Origin of the sequence: [Mycobacterium] fortunisiensis, from assembly GCF_019050325.1 — a bacterium.
GTDB classification, from domain to species: domain Bacteria; phylum Actinomycetota; class Actinomycetes; order Mycobacteriales; family Mycobacteriaceae; genus Mycobacterium; species Mycobacterium fortunisiensis.
This window is the reverse complement of record NZ_VOMB01000026.1, coordinates 44,012-58,240: the sequence shown is the minus strand read 5'-3', so window position 1 is coordinate 58,240 and position 14,229 is coordinate 44,012. Positions and strand designations below refer to the sequence as shown.

The following is a 14,229-nucleotide window of genomic DNA, read 5'->3' as shown; positions in this document are numbered from 1 at the left end:
TACCGACCTAGGCCAGCCGGTCGGCGATCGTCGACTCGGCCAGCAGCGACAGCCCCTCGCGGATGTGCCGGGCCCACATCGATCCGATGCCCTCGACAGACTGCAGGTCGTCGGCGCTGGCGGCCAACAGCCCCTGCAGCGAACCGAACGACCGGACCAGCAGATCGACGTGGGCGAACTGCAGACGCGGTATCCCGGCCATGGCCCGGTAGCCGCGTGAACTCATCGCCGAGTCCTGGGCATCGGCGGTCGACGGGTATCCGAAAACCCTTGCCAGGGTGGTGAAGTCGAGCAGTTCGCTGTCGGTGAGGGCGTCCAGCTCCTCCAGAGTGGTGTGTACCTGGGCCGCGGTCGGCGGGTCCGGTAGCGCGTGGTAATCGCGCACGATCAGCTCGCGGGCCGCCTCGTTGTCGCCCACCAGTTCGTCGAGTTGCAGTTTGAGCTGTCGTCCGTCGGTGCCCAGTTCGACGACGTCGGCGTCGATCTCCAGGCTGATCCGGCGCACCATCTCCAGGCGCTGCACCACGGTCATGACGTCGCGCAGGGTCACGAAGTCCTCGATCTCGGCGGTGGACAGCTGCTTGCTCACCTCATCGAGGCGGCCCTTGTAGCGTTCCAACGTGGCGATCGTCTGGTTGGCCCGCGACAGGATGGTCGCCGACTCGGGCACCACGTGGCGCTCCCCGGCCACGTAGACCGTCACGATGCTCATCGAGTGGCTCACCGAGATCACCGGATAGCCGGTCTGGATGGCGGTGCGCTCGGCCGAGCGGTGCCGGGTGCCGGATTCGTCGGTGGGAATCGACGGGTCAGGCACCAACTGCACATTGGCGCGCACGATCCGGCTGCCGTCGCTGGAGAGCACCACGGCGCCGTCCATCTTGGACAGCTCACGTAGCCGGGTGGGGGCGTAGCGCACGTCCAGGGAGAACCCGCCGTCACAGATCGCCTCCACGCTGTCGTCGTAGCCCAGCACGATCAGGGCGCCGGTTTTGCCGCGCAGAATGCGTTCCAGGCCGTCGCGCAACGGGGTTCCGGGCGCCAGCCGGCCCAGCGTTTCGCGCAGCGTCGGCCGCGCCAGGTGCACGACGGTGCGGCTGGTCCTGGCACCGGGGTTCACGGCCATCAATTCTCCTAGCGTCGGCCGTCATTGTCGGTGATGGGATCAGGTGCTGGCAATCGCGATGTCCTTGAGTGCCCGCAACGCCGCCCCGATGGTGTCGACGGTGATGACGCGCAGGCCGTCGGGCACGCTGGTGATCCCGGGCGGGACCACGGCAACGGTGAAACCGAGCCGGGCGGCTTCGGACAGCCTGCGGTCCATGCCGGTGACCCGGCGCAGATCGCCGACCAGCCCCACTTCGCCGATCACCACCGCGTTCATCGGCAGGGCCATGTCGAGGTAGGCCGAGGCGACGGCCACCGCCACGGCCAGGTCGGAGGACGGGTCGGTGAGCCGCATGCCGCCGACGGTGGACAGGTAGATGTCGTGGTTGCCGATCGGCAGACCGCAGCGGGTCTGCAGCACCGCACCGATCATGGCGGCGCGGGCCGAGTCGATCCCGCTGACGACGCGCCGCGGCGGCCCCACGGGCGGGGCGACGAGCGCCTGAACCTCACCGATCATGGGGCGCTTGCCGTCGAGGGTGACCGTGACGGCGGTACCCGGGACGGCCGCGGGGCGCTGGTCCAGGAACAACCCGGAGGGGTCGCTGACGCACTCGATCCCGTTGTCGTGCATCTGAAAACAGCCCACCTCGTCGGCGGCGCCGAAGCGGTTCTTCACCCCGCGCACCAGCCGCAGGCTCGACGTGTGATCACCCTCGAAGTGCAGCACCACGTCGACGAGATGTTCCAGGGACCGTGGCCCGGCGATGGCGCCGTCCTTGGTCACGTGCCCCACCAGGATCATGGCCACCGCCGGATCACCCACGGCGGTCTTGGCGTAACCGGTCAGCGTCGTGGTGACCGCGCGCACCTGGGTCACCCCGCCGGTGACGCCGTCGGCCTCGGTGGTGGACATGGTCTGCACCGAATCGACCACCACCAGACTGGGTTTCACCTCGTCGATGTGGCCGAGGGCGATCTGCAGGTCCGATTCGCCTGCCAGGTACACATTGTTGTGGGTGCAGCCGGTGCGTTCGGCGCGCAGCCGGATCTGACCCGCGGATTCCTCGCCGGACAGGTACAGCGCACGGCGACCGGTGTGCGCCCAGCGGTTGGCCACCTCGAGCAGCAGGGTCGACTTGCCGACGCCGGGATCCCCGGCCAGCAGGGTGACCGACCCGGCGACCAGGCCGCCGCCGAGCACCCGGTCCAGTTCACTGACCCCGGTGGGGTAATGCCGGGTGATGCCCGGATCGATCGCGGTTATCGGCACGGCCGGGGAGGTCGGGGCCACCGACCGCCGGGCGGCGGCGCCGGCCCGGCCACCGGGCAGGGCGAGCACCGTTACTTCATCGACCGTGCCCCAGGTACCGCAATTGGCGCACCGGCCCACCCATTTCGGGGTGGCGTGCTGGCATTCCGAGCAGCGGTACTGCGAACGTATTTTCGAACCGGCCACGCCGTGAGGGTAACCGGTGGGCCCGACATCTCGAGGTCTCCGACACCCGGGTAGCGGCTAGTGGTGGCCGCCGGCCTCGCCGCCCTCGGCGGCTTCGGCCGGACCCTCGCCGGTCTTGTCGCGGCGCGGCGCCTCGCCCGCCGAGATCGGCACGGCCACGGTGGTCTCACCGTCGGAGAACGTGAACGTGAAGTCGTAGAGCAAACCGTTGGTGACCGGCTTGGTCAGGGTGACCTTGGCGGTGGCAGCGTCGGCGGCCTCGGCCTTCTCCAGCGGCTTGGTCTGGCCGTCGGGCTCACCCACGACCAACACGCCGCCGGCCGGGATGTTCAGATCCCCGCTCAGGGCCACGTCGCCGATGTTCGACTTGATCGACAGGAGCTTGTTGGGAGCCTCGGTGGAATCGTTGGCTGCGACGAACAGCAGTTCGGTCTCCGAGCCGGCCTCGACGTAGGCCTTCTGCTGCGGCGCGCGCAGGTGCACGTTGCGCAGGGAGACGGAGCCGGCCTGTGCATTGACGCCGTTGACGGCGGGTTCCTGGGTTGCCGTCTGGGACACCTGCCCGGAGCTGCAGCCGGTGAGAACGGCGACGGTCAGGCCACATGCGGCCAGACCGGCCGAGGCGCGCATTGCGAAGCGGTTCACTCAAGCCTCCTGAGCTGGGTCGGCGTACTTCGACTATGCACAGTAGTAGGTGGCTGACGCGGGGGGAATGCGAGGGGCGGCTCAGCTACACATCTACTCCACAATGACTTTGCGGGCACGCCTGTTTCGAGCCCCCGGCGGGCCCCGCGGTTGCACGGTTTCGTCACCATGTCAACCCCTGCTCTTCACCTGCATGGCCCCTGACCTGCACAGTTGGTGCGCATGTGATCTGGGCCCGTGTTAGCATGGAGTAGCGAAAGGGGCTCGAATCAGATGATTTTCAAGGTCGGAGACACCGTCGTCTATCCACACCACGGTGCTGCGTTGATCGAGGCGATCGAAACCCGGACCATCAAAGGCGAGCAGAAGGAATATCTCGTACTGAAGGTCGCCCAAGGGGATCTCACCGTTCGAGTACCCGCAGAGAACGCCGAATACGTCGGAGTCCGCGACGTCGTGGGCCAGGAAGGCCTCGACAAGGTATTCCAGGTGTTGCGTGCACCGCACACCGAAGAGCCGACCAACTGGTCGCGCCGCTACAAGGCCAACCTCGAGAAGCTGGCCTCCGGTGACGTGAACAAGGTTGCCGAGGTGGTCCGGGATCTGTGGCGCCGGGATCAGGAACGCGGTCTGTCCGCGGGTGAGAAGCGGATGCTGGCCAAGGCCCGGCAGATTTTGGTGGGCGAGCTCGCGCTGGCCGAGAACACCGACGATGCCAAGGCCGAGACCATCCTCGACGAGGTTCTGGCTGCCGCGTCCTGACGCGTCGTGGCAACAACTGTCGCGGTCGTCCCGGCTGCCGGCTCAGGTGAGCGGCTGGGCGCGGGCCGGCCGAAAGCATTCGTCAATCTGGGGGACAAACCCCTGTTGGAGCATGCCCTGGACGGGCTGCTGTCCGCCGGGGTGATCGACAAGGTCGTGGTGGCGGTGCCGCCTGCGCTGACCGACGAGGCGACCTTGGTGTTCGGGGGCCGCGCCCAGATCGTGGCCGGCGGAGCCGACCGGACCGAGTCGGTGGCGCTGGCGCTGGCTGCCGCCGGTGAACCGGATTTCGTTCTCGTGCACGATGCGGCCCGGGCGTTGACTCCTCCTTCGCTGATCGCCCGGGTGGTCGAGGCGCTCAGCGGTGGTCACGCCGCCGTTGTTCCCGGGCTTCCGTTGACCGACACCATCAAGGCCGTCGACGCCAACGGTGCCGTGCTGGGCACACCCGAGCGGGCCGGTTTGCGGGGGGTGCAGACGCCGCAGGGATTCCGTGCCGATGTGCTGCGCCGCGCCTACCAGCGGGCCGGTGCCGGTGTCGTCACCGACGACGCGTCGCTGGTCGAGCAGATCGGGACGCCGGTACAGGTGGTCGAGGGGGATCCGCTGGCGTTCAAGATCACCACACCGTTGGATCTGCTGCTGGCCGAGTCCGTGTTGGCGCGCGGCATATGAGCATTCCCAGGGTCGGCCTCGGTACCGACGTCCATCCGATCGAGCCGGGTCGGCCTTGTTGGCTGTTGTGCTTGGAATTCGACGGGGCCGACGGCTGCGCCGGCCATTCCGACGGCGACGTCGCCGCGCACGCGCTGTGCGACGCACTGCTGAGTGCGGCGGGCCTCGGCGACCTCGGCGCGGTCTTCGGTACCGACCGGCCGGAATGGCGGGGAGTCACCGGCGCCGACATGCTGCGCCACGTGCGCGGGCTGGTGCAGGAAGCGGGCTTCGCGGTCGGCAACGCCACGGTGCAGGTCATCGGCAACCGGCCCAAGATCGGGCCGCGCCGTGAGGAGGCCCAGGAGCTGCTTTCCGGTCTGATCGGGGCTCCGGTGTCGGTCTCGGCGACCACGACCGACGGGCTCGGTCTGACCGGTCGGGGTGAAGGTTTGGCCGCGATAGCCAGCGCTTTGGTGGTTCCGGCGGAATAGGCCGGTAAGCTGGCACGTCGTGACCGATCGCGCTCAAGCTGTCGGGTCGGCAACAGAGACCGGCCTGCGGCTGTACGACACCATGGCGGGTGCCGTACGGGATTTCGTACCGCTGCGGCCGGGGCACGCTTCGATCTACCTGTGCGGTGCCACCGTTCAGGGCCTGCCGCACATCGGTCATGTCCGTAGCGGAGTCGCGTTCGACGTGCTGCGCCGCTGGCTGACCGCCAATGGATATGACGTTGCGTTCATCCGCAACGTCACCGACATCGATGACAAGATCCTCAACAAGGCTGCCGACGCCGGCCGACCCTGGTGGGAGTGGGCCGCCACCTACGAGCGGGCGTTCAGTGCCGCGTACGACGCGCTGGGCGTGCTGCCGCCGTCGGCCGAGCCGCGGGCCACCGGCCACATCACCCAGATGATCGAGCTCATCGACCGGCTGATCGAGCGGGGGCACGCCTATGCCGCCGGCGGCGACGTCTACTTCGATGTGCTGAGCCTGTCGGAGTACGGTGCGCTGTCCGGCCACCGCATCGACGACGTGCATCAGGGCGAAGGGGTGGCCACCGGTAAACGCGACCAGCGTGATTTCACGCTGTGGAAGGGCGCGAAGCCGGGTGAGCCGTCGTGGCCGACGCCGTGGGGCCGGGGGCGTCCGGGCTGGCACACCGAGTGCGTTGCGATGTGCGAGGCCTATCTGGGTGCGGAGTTCGACATCCATGCCGGCGGTATGGACCTGGTGTTCCCGCATCACGAGAACGAGATCGCCCAGGCGGTGGCCGCCGGCGACGGCTTCGCCCGGTACTGGCTGCACAACGGCTGGGTCACCATGGGCGGCGAGAAGATGAGCAAGTCGCTGGGCAATGTGCTCTCGATTCCCGCTGTGCTGCAACGGGTTCGAGCTGCCGAGCTGCGTTACTACCTGGGTAGCGCGCACTACCGGTCGATGTTGGAGTTCTCGGAGAACGCGCTGCAGGATGCGGTGAAGGCCTACAGCGGCATCGAGGATTTCCTGCACCGGGTACGCAATCGGGTCGGTGCGGTCGCGGTGGGTGAGTGGACGCCGAAGTTCGCCGCCGCGCTGAACGACGACCTGTCGGTACCGATCGCGCTGGCCGAGGTGCATGCCGCCCGGGCCGTGGGCAACCGGGCGCTGGACGCCGGGGATCACGACGGCGCCATGGCGCAGGCCACGTCGATCCGGTCGATGATGGGCATCCTGGGCTGCGATCCGCTCGACGAGCGCTGGGAGTCTCGCGACGAGACGTCGGCGGCGCTGGCTGCGGTGGATGAGCTGGTGCAGTGGGCGCTGGCCGGGCGGATCGAGGCGCGTGCCAAACGGGACTGGGCGGCGGCCGACGCCATCCGGGATCGGCTCAAGGCGGCCGGCATCGAGGTCACCGATACCGCTGACGGTCCGCAGTGGGCCCTCGTGGACGGGAACGGAGCGTAGATGGCCGGGAATTCGCAGCGGCGCGGCGCAGTGCGCAAGCCGGGGACCAAGAAGGGGCCGACGGTCGGGTCCGGCGGTGTCCGTCGTCGTGGGCTCGAGGGCCGCGGTGCGACGCCGCGCGCCGATCAGCGCCCGCACCACCCGGCCGCCAAGAAGGCCGCCAAGGCGGCCCGGCAGGCGCAGGGCCGGCATCGCAAGACCGACGAGAACGAGCTGGTGCTGGGCCGCAACCCGGTGGTGGAGTGCCTGCGGGCCAAGGTGCCGGCCACCGCGCTGTACGTGGCGCTGGGCACCGAGGCTGACGAGCGGCTCACCGAATCCGTCCAGATGGCCGCCGACCGCGGCATCTCGATCCTGGAGGTGCCGCGCCACGACCTGGACCGGATGAGCTCCAATGGGTTGCATCAGGGGCTGGCCCTGCAGGTGCCGCCGTACCACTACGCCCATCCCGACGACCTGGTGAAGGCCGCCCGGGAATCTGGCGAGCCGGCGCTGTTGGTGGCGCTGGACAACATCTCCGATCCGCGCAACCTCGGTGCCATCGTGCGTTCGGTGGCGGCGTTCGGTGGGCATGGTGTTGCGATCCCGCAGCGCCGTTCGGCGTCGGTCACCGCGGTGGCCTGGCGCACCAGCGCGGGGGCCGCAGCGCGAACGCCGGTGGCCCGGGCGACGAACCTGACTCGGACGCTGAAGAGTTGGGCCGATGCCGGTCTGCAGATCGTCGGCCTGGATGCCGGTGGTGACACCACACTCGATGAACTTGAGGGCACCGGGCCGGTGGTCGTGGTGGTCGGTTCCGAGGGCAAGGGTCTGTCGCGGCTGGTGCGCGAGACGTGCGATGCGGTGGTGTCGATTCCGATGGCGGGGCCGACGGAGTCGTTGAACGCCTCGGTGGCCGCGGGTGTGGTGCTCGCCGAGATCGCCCGCCAGCGCAGGACTCTCTAGCGCTCGTCACAGGAAAATGCGGAGGCTGACCCAGAGTGTCAGCACCCCGACCACCAGGGTCAGTGGCACCGTCACGAGTCCGACCCGGCTGAACTCGGTGACCTTCGCCGGCAGGCATTCTCGGTGAACAACATTGCGCCACAGCAGGTTTGACAGTGAGCCGACGTAGGTCAGGTTCGGCCCGACATTGACGCCGATCAGCACGGCCAGCACTGCGGCCGGTCCGGCACCGGCCACCAGCGGCAACAGCAGCAGCACCGCGGGCAGGTTGTTGACCAGGTTCGCCAGCACCGCGGCCACCACCGCGTAGCCCAGCAGTGCGGACAATGAGTCGCCGGCCGGCAGTACGCCGCGCATGACGTCGCCGAGCCCATTGTGGATGACTGCGTCGACCACCACGCCGAGGCACAGCACGAATGCCAGGAACGGCAGGTTCACGGCGCGGACGATGCCGCCGACCGTGCTGCGCCGCTGGGCCAGGCTGCGGACCCCGAGCACCACGGCCCCGGCCAGCGCGGCCCAGGCCGGGGAGATGCCGATCATCGAGGTGACCGCGAACCCGGCCAGCGTCAACCCCAGCACGCTCAGCACGAGCACCGGTATCTCCGGCGGGGGCGGGGCCACCTCGGCAACCGGATGGCTCAACTCGCGGCGGAAAAGCAGCCGCAGCAACACGAATTCGACGGCGATCGCAGCCACCCACGGCGCCGCCATCACCGCGCTGAACTCGACGAAGGACAGCCCGGCCACGGTGAAGGCCAACAGGTTCGTCAGATTCGACACCGGAAACAACAGTGACGCGGTGTTGGCCAGATGCGCGCTGGCATAGGCGTGCGGGCGCGGCGGGATCGACAGGGTGCGCGCCGTCGCCAGCACCACCGGAGTGAGCAGCACGACGGTGGCGTCCAGGCTCAGCACCGCGGTGGTGGATGCACCGATGACGAACACCCGGGTCAGCAGGCGCCGGGGATCGCCTCGGCTGGCCCGGGCCATCAACGTGCCCGCGGCGTGGAACAGACCTTCGTCGTCGCACAGGTGGGCCAGCACCAGCACGGCGGCCAGGAAACCGACAACCGGTAGCAGCCGCTGGGTTTCGGCCAGGGCGTCGTCGCGCGAAATCGCCCCGAAGACGATCAACAGCCCGGCCGCGGGCACCGCCGCGACCGCCTCCGGCCAGCCGTTGGGTCGCGCCATCGCAAAGGCCAGCACCACCGCCAGCGCGATGAGCGCGAGGATCAGCGTCAGGGTGCGCTCCACGGGTCGGTGCGCTGCCACACTGTGGGCAGATGCAGGCGCACCCCGTCGGTTTCGGCCAGCCGGGTCAGCACCTGCATCGAGGCGTCGAGATCGTCACCGGCATACGGCAAGGCGCGCAACGGTTTGTGCAGGGGGCGGAAGAAGTCGTCCCAGTGGATCAGCACCACCCGTCGGGCGCCGACCGCACGCACGGTGTGGGTCCAGTAGTCGACGAGGTAGGGCTCGGGTTGCAGGCCGAGTTGGCCGACCCCGAGGTAGACCACGTCGGCGCGCCGGCCGTCCAACGCGCCTGGCACCGCGCCGGCACTGCCGACGATCAGCAGCCGGTGGCCGCTGGGCCGGTGGCCGATCAGGGTCGACCAGGCCTCGCCGCACCGGTAGGCCGACGTCCTGACCGGGGGCACGACGGGCGTGGTGATGTGGCCGGGAAACCGGTCGGGTGGGCAGTGTTCGGACTCGAACAGCGTCACGTCGTAGGAACCGAGCGTGACTGCTTCGCCAGGGCTGACCGTGACGATCCGATCGGGCGACAGACCGCCCCCGGTGCCGACGTGCGCCGTCGACGTGCCGCCCACCAGCTGGGCACCGGTGCGCCCGGCCACCACGGCCGAATCCATCGCGTGGTCGAAGTGGGAGTGCACCGGCAGCACGGCATCGAGCTTGTCGATGCCGAGCCGGGCCAGGCAGCCGTCGATGCGGGGGAGTGACGGCGCCAGCTTGCCGATACCGACGCGCAGCAGTGGCGGCCGCGAGAAGAACCCGTCGGTGAGCAGCGCCGAGGAGCCGTCATCGACCAGCAGGGTGCTGACGCCGGCCCAGGTGACGGTGACCGGGGACTGTGGCGTGCCCGACGGCACGTCGAAGTACCGCGCGTAGGGGGCCAGGGCGGGCCGGCCGGGCTTGAGCCGCATGGGCCCACCCTAAAGCTAGCGGCGCGGGGATCCGCCGTAGCGGCGGCGGAACTTCTCCACCTGACCGGCGGCGTCGATGTGCCGCGCCGAGCCGGTCCAGAACGGGTGGGAGTCGCTGGTGATGTCGACGACGATCAGCGGATACGTCTGCACCCCCTCGGCGGTGGCCCACTCGATGGTGCGCGCGCTGGTGGCCGTCGACCGGGTCAGGAACTGGGTTCCCGTCGCGGCGTCCTGGAACACCACGGGGTGGTAGTCGGGGTGGATGTGCGGTTTCACGGTTGTCCTCCTTCGTGGTGGCCGGGCGCTGCGGCTTCGTCGGCGCCGGCCTGGTCCTCGCACGGGTCTTCGTGCCAGTCGCCGAACGGGTCGGCATAGTGGGCCCACTGGCCGGGCCGGGCGAGTTCTTCGTCGGTGAGCAGCGCGCCGCCGAGCGCGTCGGTGATCTCGTCGGGCCGGGCGCCGCAGACCAGGACCGTCAGGGATACGTGCCGGTCGCCGAACGTGTCATCCCAGTCGATGGCGGCCATGGCCAACCGTTCTGGGTCGGCGTAGGCCCGTTCGCCCGAGTCCATCGCTGCCAGCCACCGGCCGGCGTTGTGGAAATGCAGTCCGCCGCCGGCAGATTCGATCCACATCACATCGGCCGGCCGGTTGGCCAGCCAGGCCCGGCCGCGGGTGCGGACCACCCCGTCGAGCAACAGATCGATGGCGGCGTGGAGTCGCTGTGGATGGAACGGCCGCCGCGCGGTGAACTCGACGATGCCGACTTCACCGTCCTGGTCCAGCGGGGGTTGTCCGGCCAGCAGCGGATCGTGGGGCGACGTCGCGCGGCCGCGCCGGCTGTCCGGCTCCAGGTGGGCCAGCGCCATCTCGACCTGTTCGGTGCCGACCGTGAGCCGCGCGCGGGGCGCCAGCCGGCGCAGTACGGACAGGGTGGTGGCCTCGGGTTCGGTGAGCACCAGCATGTCGGCGAACTCGGCCTGGCCGACCGCCACCTGGGCGACGGTGCGTCCGTCGGCCAGTTCGTCCTCGCCGAGTGCCTGGTGCAGCCATTCCAGGCTGTCGATGCAGGTGATGACCGCCTCGATGCTGACGTCGCGAGCGGCGGGCCCGTCGATGTAGCCGGGGCCGACGTGTACGTGGATGTTCTCGACGGCCCAGCACACCGGTTCGGGTTCGAGCCAGCCCATCAGTATCACCACGATGCGGTCGACATCGCTGCGGCGGTGCAGACGCCGCAGCAGGATCAGGAGGTCGTTGCGAACCGTGCAGGACACGCAGCCGTGGGCCAGTTCGAGGGCCATCTCGGAGGTGCCGCCGGTGTCGGACACCGTCCGCAGCACCACCTGGCCGTCATACGTGTGACGGACCAGGGCGGTCCGGGGCACGCGGCTCAACTGATCGGCCACGCCATCGACGTCGCCCTGACCGGCGACGAGCACAACAGGGGTGCGCATCGGGCCTCCCAACTAGCTATTGAAAACGATTATCATTATGCTTAAGCCAGGTTACCTCACGAGTAAGGAGACTCAATGTCGGCCCATTGCCAGGTGACCGGGCGCTCGCCCGGATTCGGCAACACGGTGTCGCACTCGCACAAGCGCAGTCGTCGACGCTGGAACCCCAACATCCAGACCAAGACCTATTACCTGCCGTCCGAGGGGCGTCGGGTTCGGTTACGTGTCAGCGCCAAGGGAATCAAGGTGATCGACCGCGACGGCATCGAAGCCGTGGTGGCCCGGCTGCGTAGCCAAGGGCAGAAGATCTGATGGCCCGCACCGACATTCGCCCGATCGTGAAGCTGAAATCCACTGCCGGCACCGGCTACACCTACGTCACCCGCAAGAACCGGCGCAACGACCCGGACCGGATCGTGTTGCGCAAGTACGACCCGGTGGTCCGCCGCCACGTCGACTTCCGCGAGGAGCGCTGATGGCCAAGAAGTCCAAGATCGTCAAGAACGACAAACGCCGTGAACTGGTGGCGCGTCATGCCGAACGCCGCGCCGCACTCAAGGAGATCATCCGGAATCCGGTGAGCACCCGCGACGAGAAGGCCGCCGCCGTCTCTGCGCTGCAACGCCTCCCGCGGGATTCCAGCCCGGTGCGACTGCGCAACCGCGACGCCGTCGACGGCCGGCCACGCGGGCACCTGCGCAAGTTCGGTCTGTCGCGGGTCCGGGTACGGGAGTTGGCGCACCGCGGTGAGCTGCCCGGCGTGCGGAAGTCGAGCTGGTGATGGCGCCGAAATCCAGAAAGAATCTCAAGAAATACTCTCCGGCAGTCGAACTGAAGAAGCCCAAGCGCAACCAGCTTGCTGCGCTCGGCGTCACCGAGGTCGACTACAAGGATGTCCAAATGCTGCGGACGTTCATCAGCGAGCGGGGCAAGATCAGATCTCGACGTGTCACCGGACTGACCCCGCAACAGCAGCGTCAAGTCGCCACGGCGATCAAGAACGCCAGAGAGATGGCGCTGCTGCCATACGCCAACACCCGCTGAATCACGCGGCTAAGCGTAGGGCCGCTCGGGGGGATCGGTGCGTACGGCGTTGTGGGCCGCCATCGTCGGAATGGTGCTACGGCTCGAATCGCTCTGTCCCGCAGGTATCGTGCCCTCGACCCTGACCCAGGTGTTCTCCGGGTAACCGGCCAGCTGGGCGGCCGCCGGCCCGGAAAGGTGGATGCGGGCCAGCTGCGCGTCGGCGGCACAGCAGATGATCACCACCCGCGCCAGATCCGTGCGGTCACCGTCGCGCATCGTGAAACCGGACACCGTGACCGTGCGGTTGTCCAGGGTGCCGGCACTGTCCTGGGCGACCCGGATCAGCATGTCGGGCAAGGAGATTTCCGGTGCCCGGCCCTCGGGCAGCGGTGGAAATGGTCGTCGCAGCACATCGGTGGACACGTCGGCCACCGACGCGGCCGGCTTGAGCGGCCGGTTCGGCCAGGAGACCGGCCACCACTCGGCGACGACGACGATCAGCCGGAGAAGCCGGACGTAGGAAACCATGGCGGCGATTTTCAGCCGTGCGCGGGCGCGAAAGTATGGGGGCATATGAAAATGGTAATCATTACCGATAAAGCGCGGGAGGCTAGGCTAGCTGAAGGCGGACAGTTCGGTGCCCTCGGCGAGCAGCCGCTCGCGCACGGCGGTGGCGATCTCCACCGCGCCTGGCGAATCACCGTGTACGCAAACGGATTCGACGGTGATTCCGATGGTGCTGCCGTCCACCGCCGTCACCTGCCCGGTGGTGACCATGCGGGCCACCCGGTCGGCGATCTCGGCGGCGTCGTGCAGTACCGCGCCGGCTTCGCGGCGGGACACCAGGGTGCCGTCGGGTTGATAGGCGCGGTCGGCGAAAGCCTCGGCGACCGTGCGCAGGCCCAGCTTGTCCGCCTCGTCGAAAAACGCCGAGCCGGCCAATCCGAGCACCGGCAATTCCGGGTCGACGGCATGTACGGCGGCGGCCACTGCGGCGGCCTGCTCCTTGTGTCTGACGATCGCGTTGTACAGCGCGCCATGGGGTTTGACGTAGCTGACGTCGGCTCCCACCGAGTGCGCGATGGCCTGTAGTGCGCCGATCTGATAGATGACGTCGGCCGTCAGCTCGTCGGGTTCGACGTCGATGAAGCGCCGGCCGAACCCGGTGAGGTCGCGGTAGCTGACCTGTGCCCCGATGCGGACGCCGTGCCGGGCAGCCGATCGGCAGGTGCGGACCAGCAGTGCGGGGTCACCGGCGTGCAGGCCGCACGCCACGTTGGCGCTGGTGACCAGGCCGAGCATGGACTCGTCGTCACCGAGCTGCCAGATCCCGAAGCTTTCCCCCAGGTCGGCGTTGAGGTCGACATTTGACGGCATCAACCCAGCTTAGAGTCGTCGGGCCAGCCGTTCTCCGAGACGAATTCGGGCAGTGGGCGTCCGACGGTCCAGTGCTCGATCTCCAGCACCGGCCGATCCGGGAATTCGGGTACCGGGCCCAGGCACAGGATCGCTACCGGTTCGGCGTCACCGGGCATGCCCATCAACTCCGCCAGCGGCAGTGGCTCGAAGATCGACACCCAGCCCATGCCCAGGCCCTCGGCGCGGGCGGCCAGCCACATGTTCTGGATGGCGCACGACACCGAGGCCAGGTCCATCTGGGGGAGTGTGCGGCGGCCGAAGATGTGCCGGTCGCGGTTTTCGCCGAGCGCGACGACGAACAGTTCGGCGCAGTCGAGGATGCCCTCGACCTTCAGTGCCAGGAATTCGTCGCCGCGCGAACCCAGCGCGTCGGCGGTGCGGACGCGCTCTTCGTCGACGAGTGCATGGATCTTGGTGCGCAACGCGTCATCGGTGATCCGGATGAACCGCCACGGCTGCATCAGGCCGACACTGGGCGCGGCGTGGGCCGCCTGCAACAGCCGACCCAGGACCTCCGGTGCCACGGTGCTGCCGGGGACGAACTGGCGCATGTCACGACGTTCGGCGATGGCCCGGTAGACGGCACGGCGTTCGTCGGGGCTGAAGGCATGCTCGGACACGCAACGAGCTTAGG

19 protein-coding genes are annotated in these 14,229 nt (G+C 68.7%); 9 read left to right on the top strand and 10 right to left on the bottom strand.

Annotated elements, in window-relative coordinates:
• Positions 1-7: 7 nt before the first annotated feature.
• Genes disA through FR943_RS23775 form a run of 3 tightly spaced genes read right to left on the bottom strand, consistent with a single transcriptional unit; the run spans position 8 to position 3,211 of the window.
• Positions 8-1,126: a DNA integrity scanning diadenylate cyclase DisA gene (gene disA / locus FR943_RS23785; protein WP_218046138.1), complete on the bottom strand. Its 1,119-nt coding sequence runs from the start codon at positions 1,124-1,126 to the stop codon at positions 8-10.
• A 39-nt stretch (positions 1,127-1,165) separates the two neighbouring features.
• Positions 1,166-2,566 carry a DNA repair protein RadA gene (gene radA, locus FR943_RS23780; protein WP_217160743.1) on the bottom strand — a complete coding sequence of 467 codons (1,401 nt, stop codon included), beginning with the start codon at positions 2,564-2,566 and terminating at the stop codon, positions 1,166-1,168.
• Between the two features lie 57 nt (positions 2,567-2,623).
• Positions 2,624-3,211 carry a copper chaperone PCu(A)C domain-containing protein gene (locus FR943_RS23775; protein ID WP_217160742.1) on the bottom strand — a complete coding sequence of 196 codons (588 nt, stop codon included), beginning with the start codon at positions 3,209-3,211 and terminating at the stop codon, positions 2,624-2,626.
• A gap of 273 nt (positions 3,212-3,484) precedes the next feature.
• Between FR943_RS23775 and carD the strand changes: the two genes are divergently transcribed.
• From carD to rlmB, 5 genes are read left to right on the top strand one after another with little or no spacing between them, the layout of a single operon-like run.
• A complete protein-coding gene (carD, locus tag FR943_RS23770) occupies positions 3,485-3,973 on the top strand; it encodes an RNA polymerase-binding transcription factor CarD (RefSeq protein WP_003921720.1) in 489 nt (162 codons plus the stop codon).
• 6 nt (positions 3,974-3,979) lie between these two features.
• A complete protein-coding gene (gene ispD / locus FR943_RS23765) occupies positions 3,980-4,648 on the top strand; it encodes a 2-C-methyl-D-erythritol 4-phosphate cytidylyltransferase (protein ID WP_217160741.1) in 669 nt (222 codons plus the stop codon).
• Positions 4,645-5,121 (top strand): 2-C-methyl-D-erythritol 2,4-cyclodiphosphate synthase, encoded by a 477-nt coding sequence (gene ispF / locus FR943_RS23760; RefSeq protein ID WP_217160740.1) that lies wholly within the window; start codon positions 4,645-4,647, stop codon positions 5,119-5,121. The genes ispD and ispF overlap by 4 nt, the downstream gene beginning before the upstream one ends.
• A 19-nt stretch (positions 5,122-5,140) precedes the next feature.
• The gene (gene cysS, locus FR943_RS23755) at positions 5,141-6,577 is read left to right on the top strand and encodes a cysteine--tRNA ligase (protein WP_217160739.1); all 1,437 of its coding nucleotides are present in this window, start codon (positions 5,141-5,143) and stop codon (positions 6,575-6,577) included.
• Entirely contained in the window at positions 6,578-7,522 is a 945-nt protein-coding gene (rlmB, locus tag FR943_RS23750; protein WP_217160738.1) for a 23S rRNA (guanosine(2251)-2'-O)-methyltransferase RlmB, read from the top strand.
• 6 nt (positions 7,523-7,528) lie between these two features.
• Here rlmB and FR943_RS23745 read toward each other — a convergent pair whose 3' ends face one another.
• From FR943_RS23745 to mrf, 4 genes are read right to left on the bottom strand one after another with little or no spacing between them, the layout of a single operon-like run.
• Positions 7,529-8,761: an SLC13 family permease gene (locus FR943_RS23745; protein ID WP_217160810.1), complete on the bottom strand. Its 1,233-nt coding sequence runs from the start codon at positions 8,759-8,761 to the stop codon at positions 7,529-7,531.
• A 2-nt stretch (positions 8,762-8,763) separates the two neighbouring features.
• Positions 8,764-9,690: an MBL fold metallo-hydrolase gene (locus FR943_RS23740; protein WP_217160737.1), complete on the bottom strand. Its 927-nt coding sequence runs from the start codon at positions 9,688-9,690 to the stop codon at positions 8,764-8,766.
• Positions 9,691-9,705: 15 nt separating this feature from the next.
• Positions 9,706-9,969, bottom strand: coding sequence for a type B 50S ribosomal protein L31 (locus FR943_RS23735; protein ID WP_217160736.1), 264 nt, complete (start codon positions 9,967-9,969; stop codon positions 9,706-9,708).
• Positions 9,966-11,150 (bottom strand): ribosome hibernation factor-recruiting GTPase MRF, encoded by a 1,185-nt coding sequence (mrf, locus tag FR943_RS23730; protein ID WP_217160735.1) that lies wholly within the window; start codon positions 11,148-11,150, stop codon positions 9,966-9,968. The genes FR943_RS23735 and mrf overlap by 4 nt, the downstream gene beginning before the upstream one ends.
• Before the next feature lie 75 nt (positions 11,151-11,225).
• Here mrf and rpmB point away from each other — a divergent pair, with 75 nt between their 5' ends.
• The 4 genes from rpmB to rpsR are packed head-to-tail and all read left to right on the top strand — an operon-like array spanning position 11,226 to position 12,194.
• Positions 11,226-11,462 (top strand): 50S ribosomal protein L28, encoded by a 237-nt coding sequence (rpmB, locus tag FR943_RS23725; protein WP_217160734.1) that lies wholly within the window; start codon positions 11,226-11,228, stop codon positions 11,460-11,462.
• On the top strand, positions 11,462-11,626 hold the full coding sequence (gene rpmG, locus FR943_RS23720) for a 50S ribosomal protein L33 (protein ID WP_217160733.1): 165 nt from the start codon (positions 11,462-11,464) through the stop codon (positions 11,624-11,626). Before rpmB ends, rpmG begins: the two co-directional genes overlap by 1 nt.
• Positions 11,626-11,931, top strand: coding sequence for a 30S ribosomal protein S14 (rpsN, locus tag FR943_RS23715; protein WP_217160732.1), 306 nt, complete (start codon positions 11,626-11,628; stop codon positions 11,929-11,931). The genes rpmG and rpsN overlap by 1 nt, the downstream gene beginning before the upstream one ends.
• On the top strand, positions 11,931-12,194 hold the full coding sequence (gene rpsR / locus FR943_RS23710; protein WP_217160731.1) for a 30S ribosomal protein S18: 264 nt from the start codon (positions 11,931-11,933) through the stop codon (positions 12,192-12,194). Before rpsN ends, rpsR begins: the two co-directional genes overlap by 1 nt.
• 9 nt (positions 12,195-12,203) lie before the next feature.
• Here the strand turns inward: rpsR and FR943_RS23705 are convergent, their stop codons facing one another.
• The 3 genes from FR943_RS23705 to bluB are packed head-to-tail and all read right to left on the bottom strand — an operon-like array spanning position 12,204 to position 14,215.
• Positions 12,204-12,749: a TIGR03943 family putative permease subunit gene (locus FR943_RS23705; protein WP_246585235.1), complete on the bottom strand. Its 546-nt coding sequence runs from the start codon at positions 12,747-12,749 to the stop codon at positions 12,204-12,206.
• A 42-nt stretch (positions 12,750-12,791) separates the two neighbouring features.
• Positions 12,792-13,553 carry a LamB/YcsF family protein gene (locus FR943_RS23700; protein ID WP_217160730.1) on the bottom strand — a complete coding sequence of 254 codons (762 nt, stop codon included), beginning with the start codon at positions 13,551-13,553 and terminating at the stop codon, positions 12,792-12,794.
• Positions 13,553-14,215 carry a 5,6-dimethylbenzimidazole synthase gene (gene bluB, locus FR943_RS23695; RefSeq protein ID WP_217160729.1) on the bottom strand — a complete coding sequence of 221 codons (663 nt, stop codon included), beginning with the start codon at positions 14,213-14,215 and terminating at the stop codon, positions 13,553-13,555. Before bluB ends, FR943_RS23700 begins: the two co-directional genes overlap by 1 nt.
• Positions 14,216-14,229 lie beyond the last annotated feature (14 nt).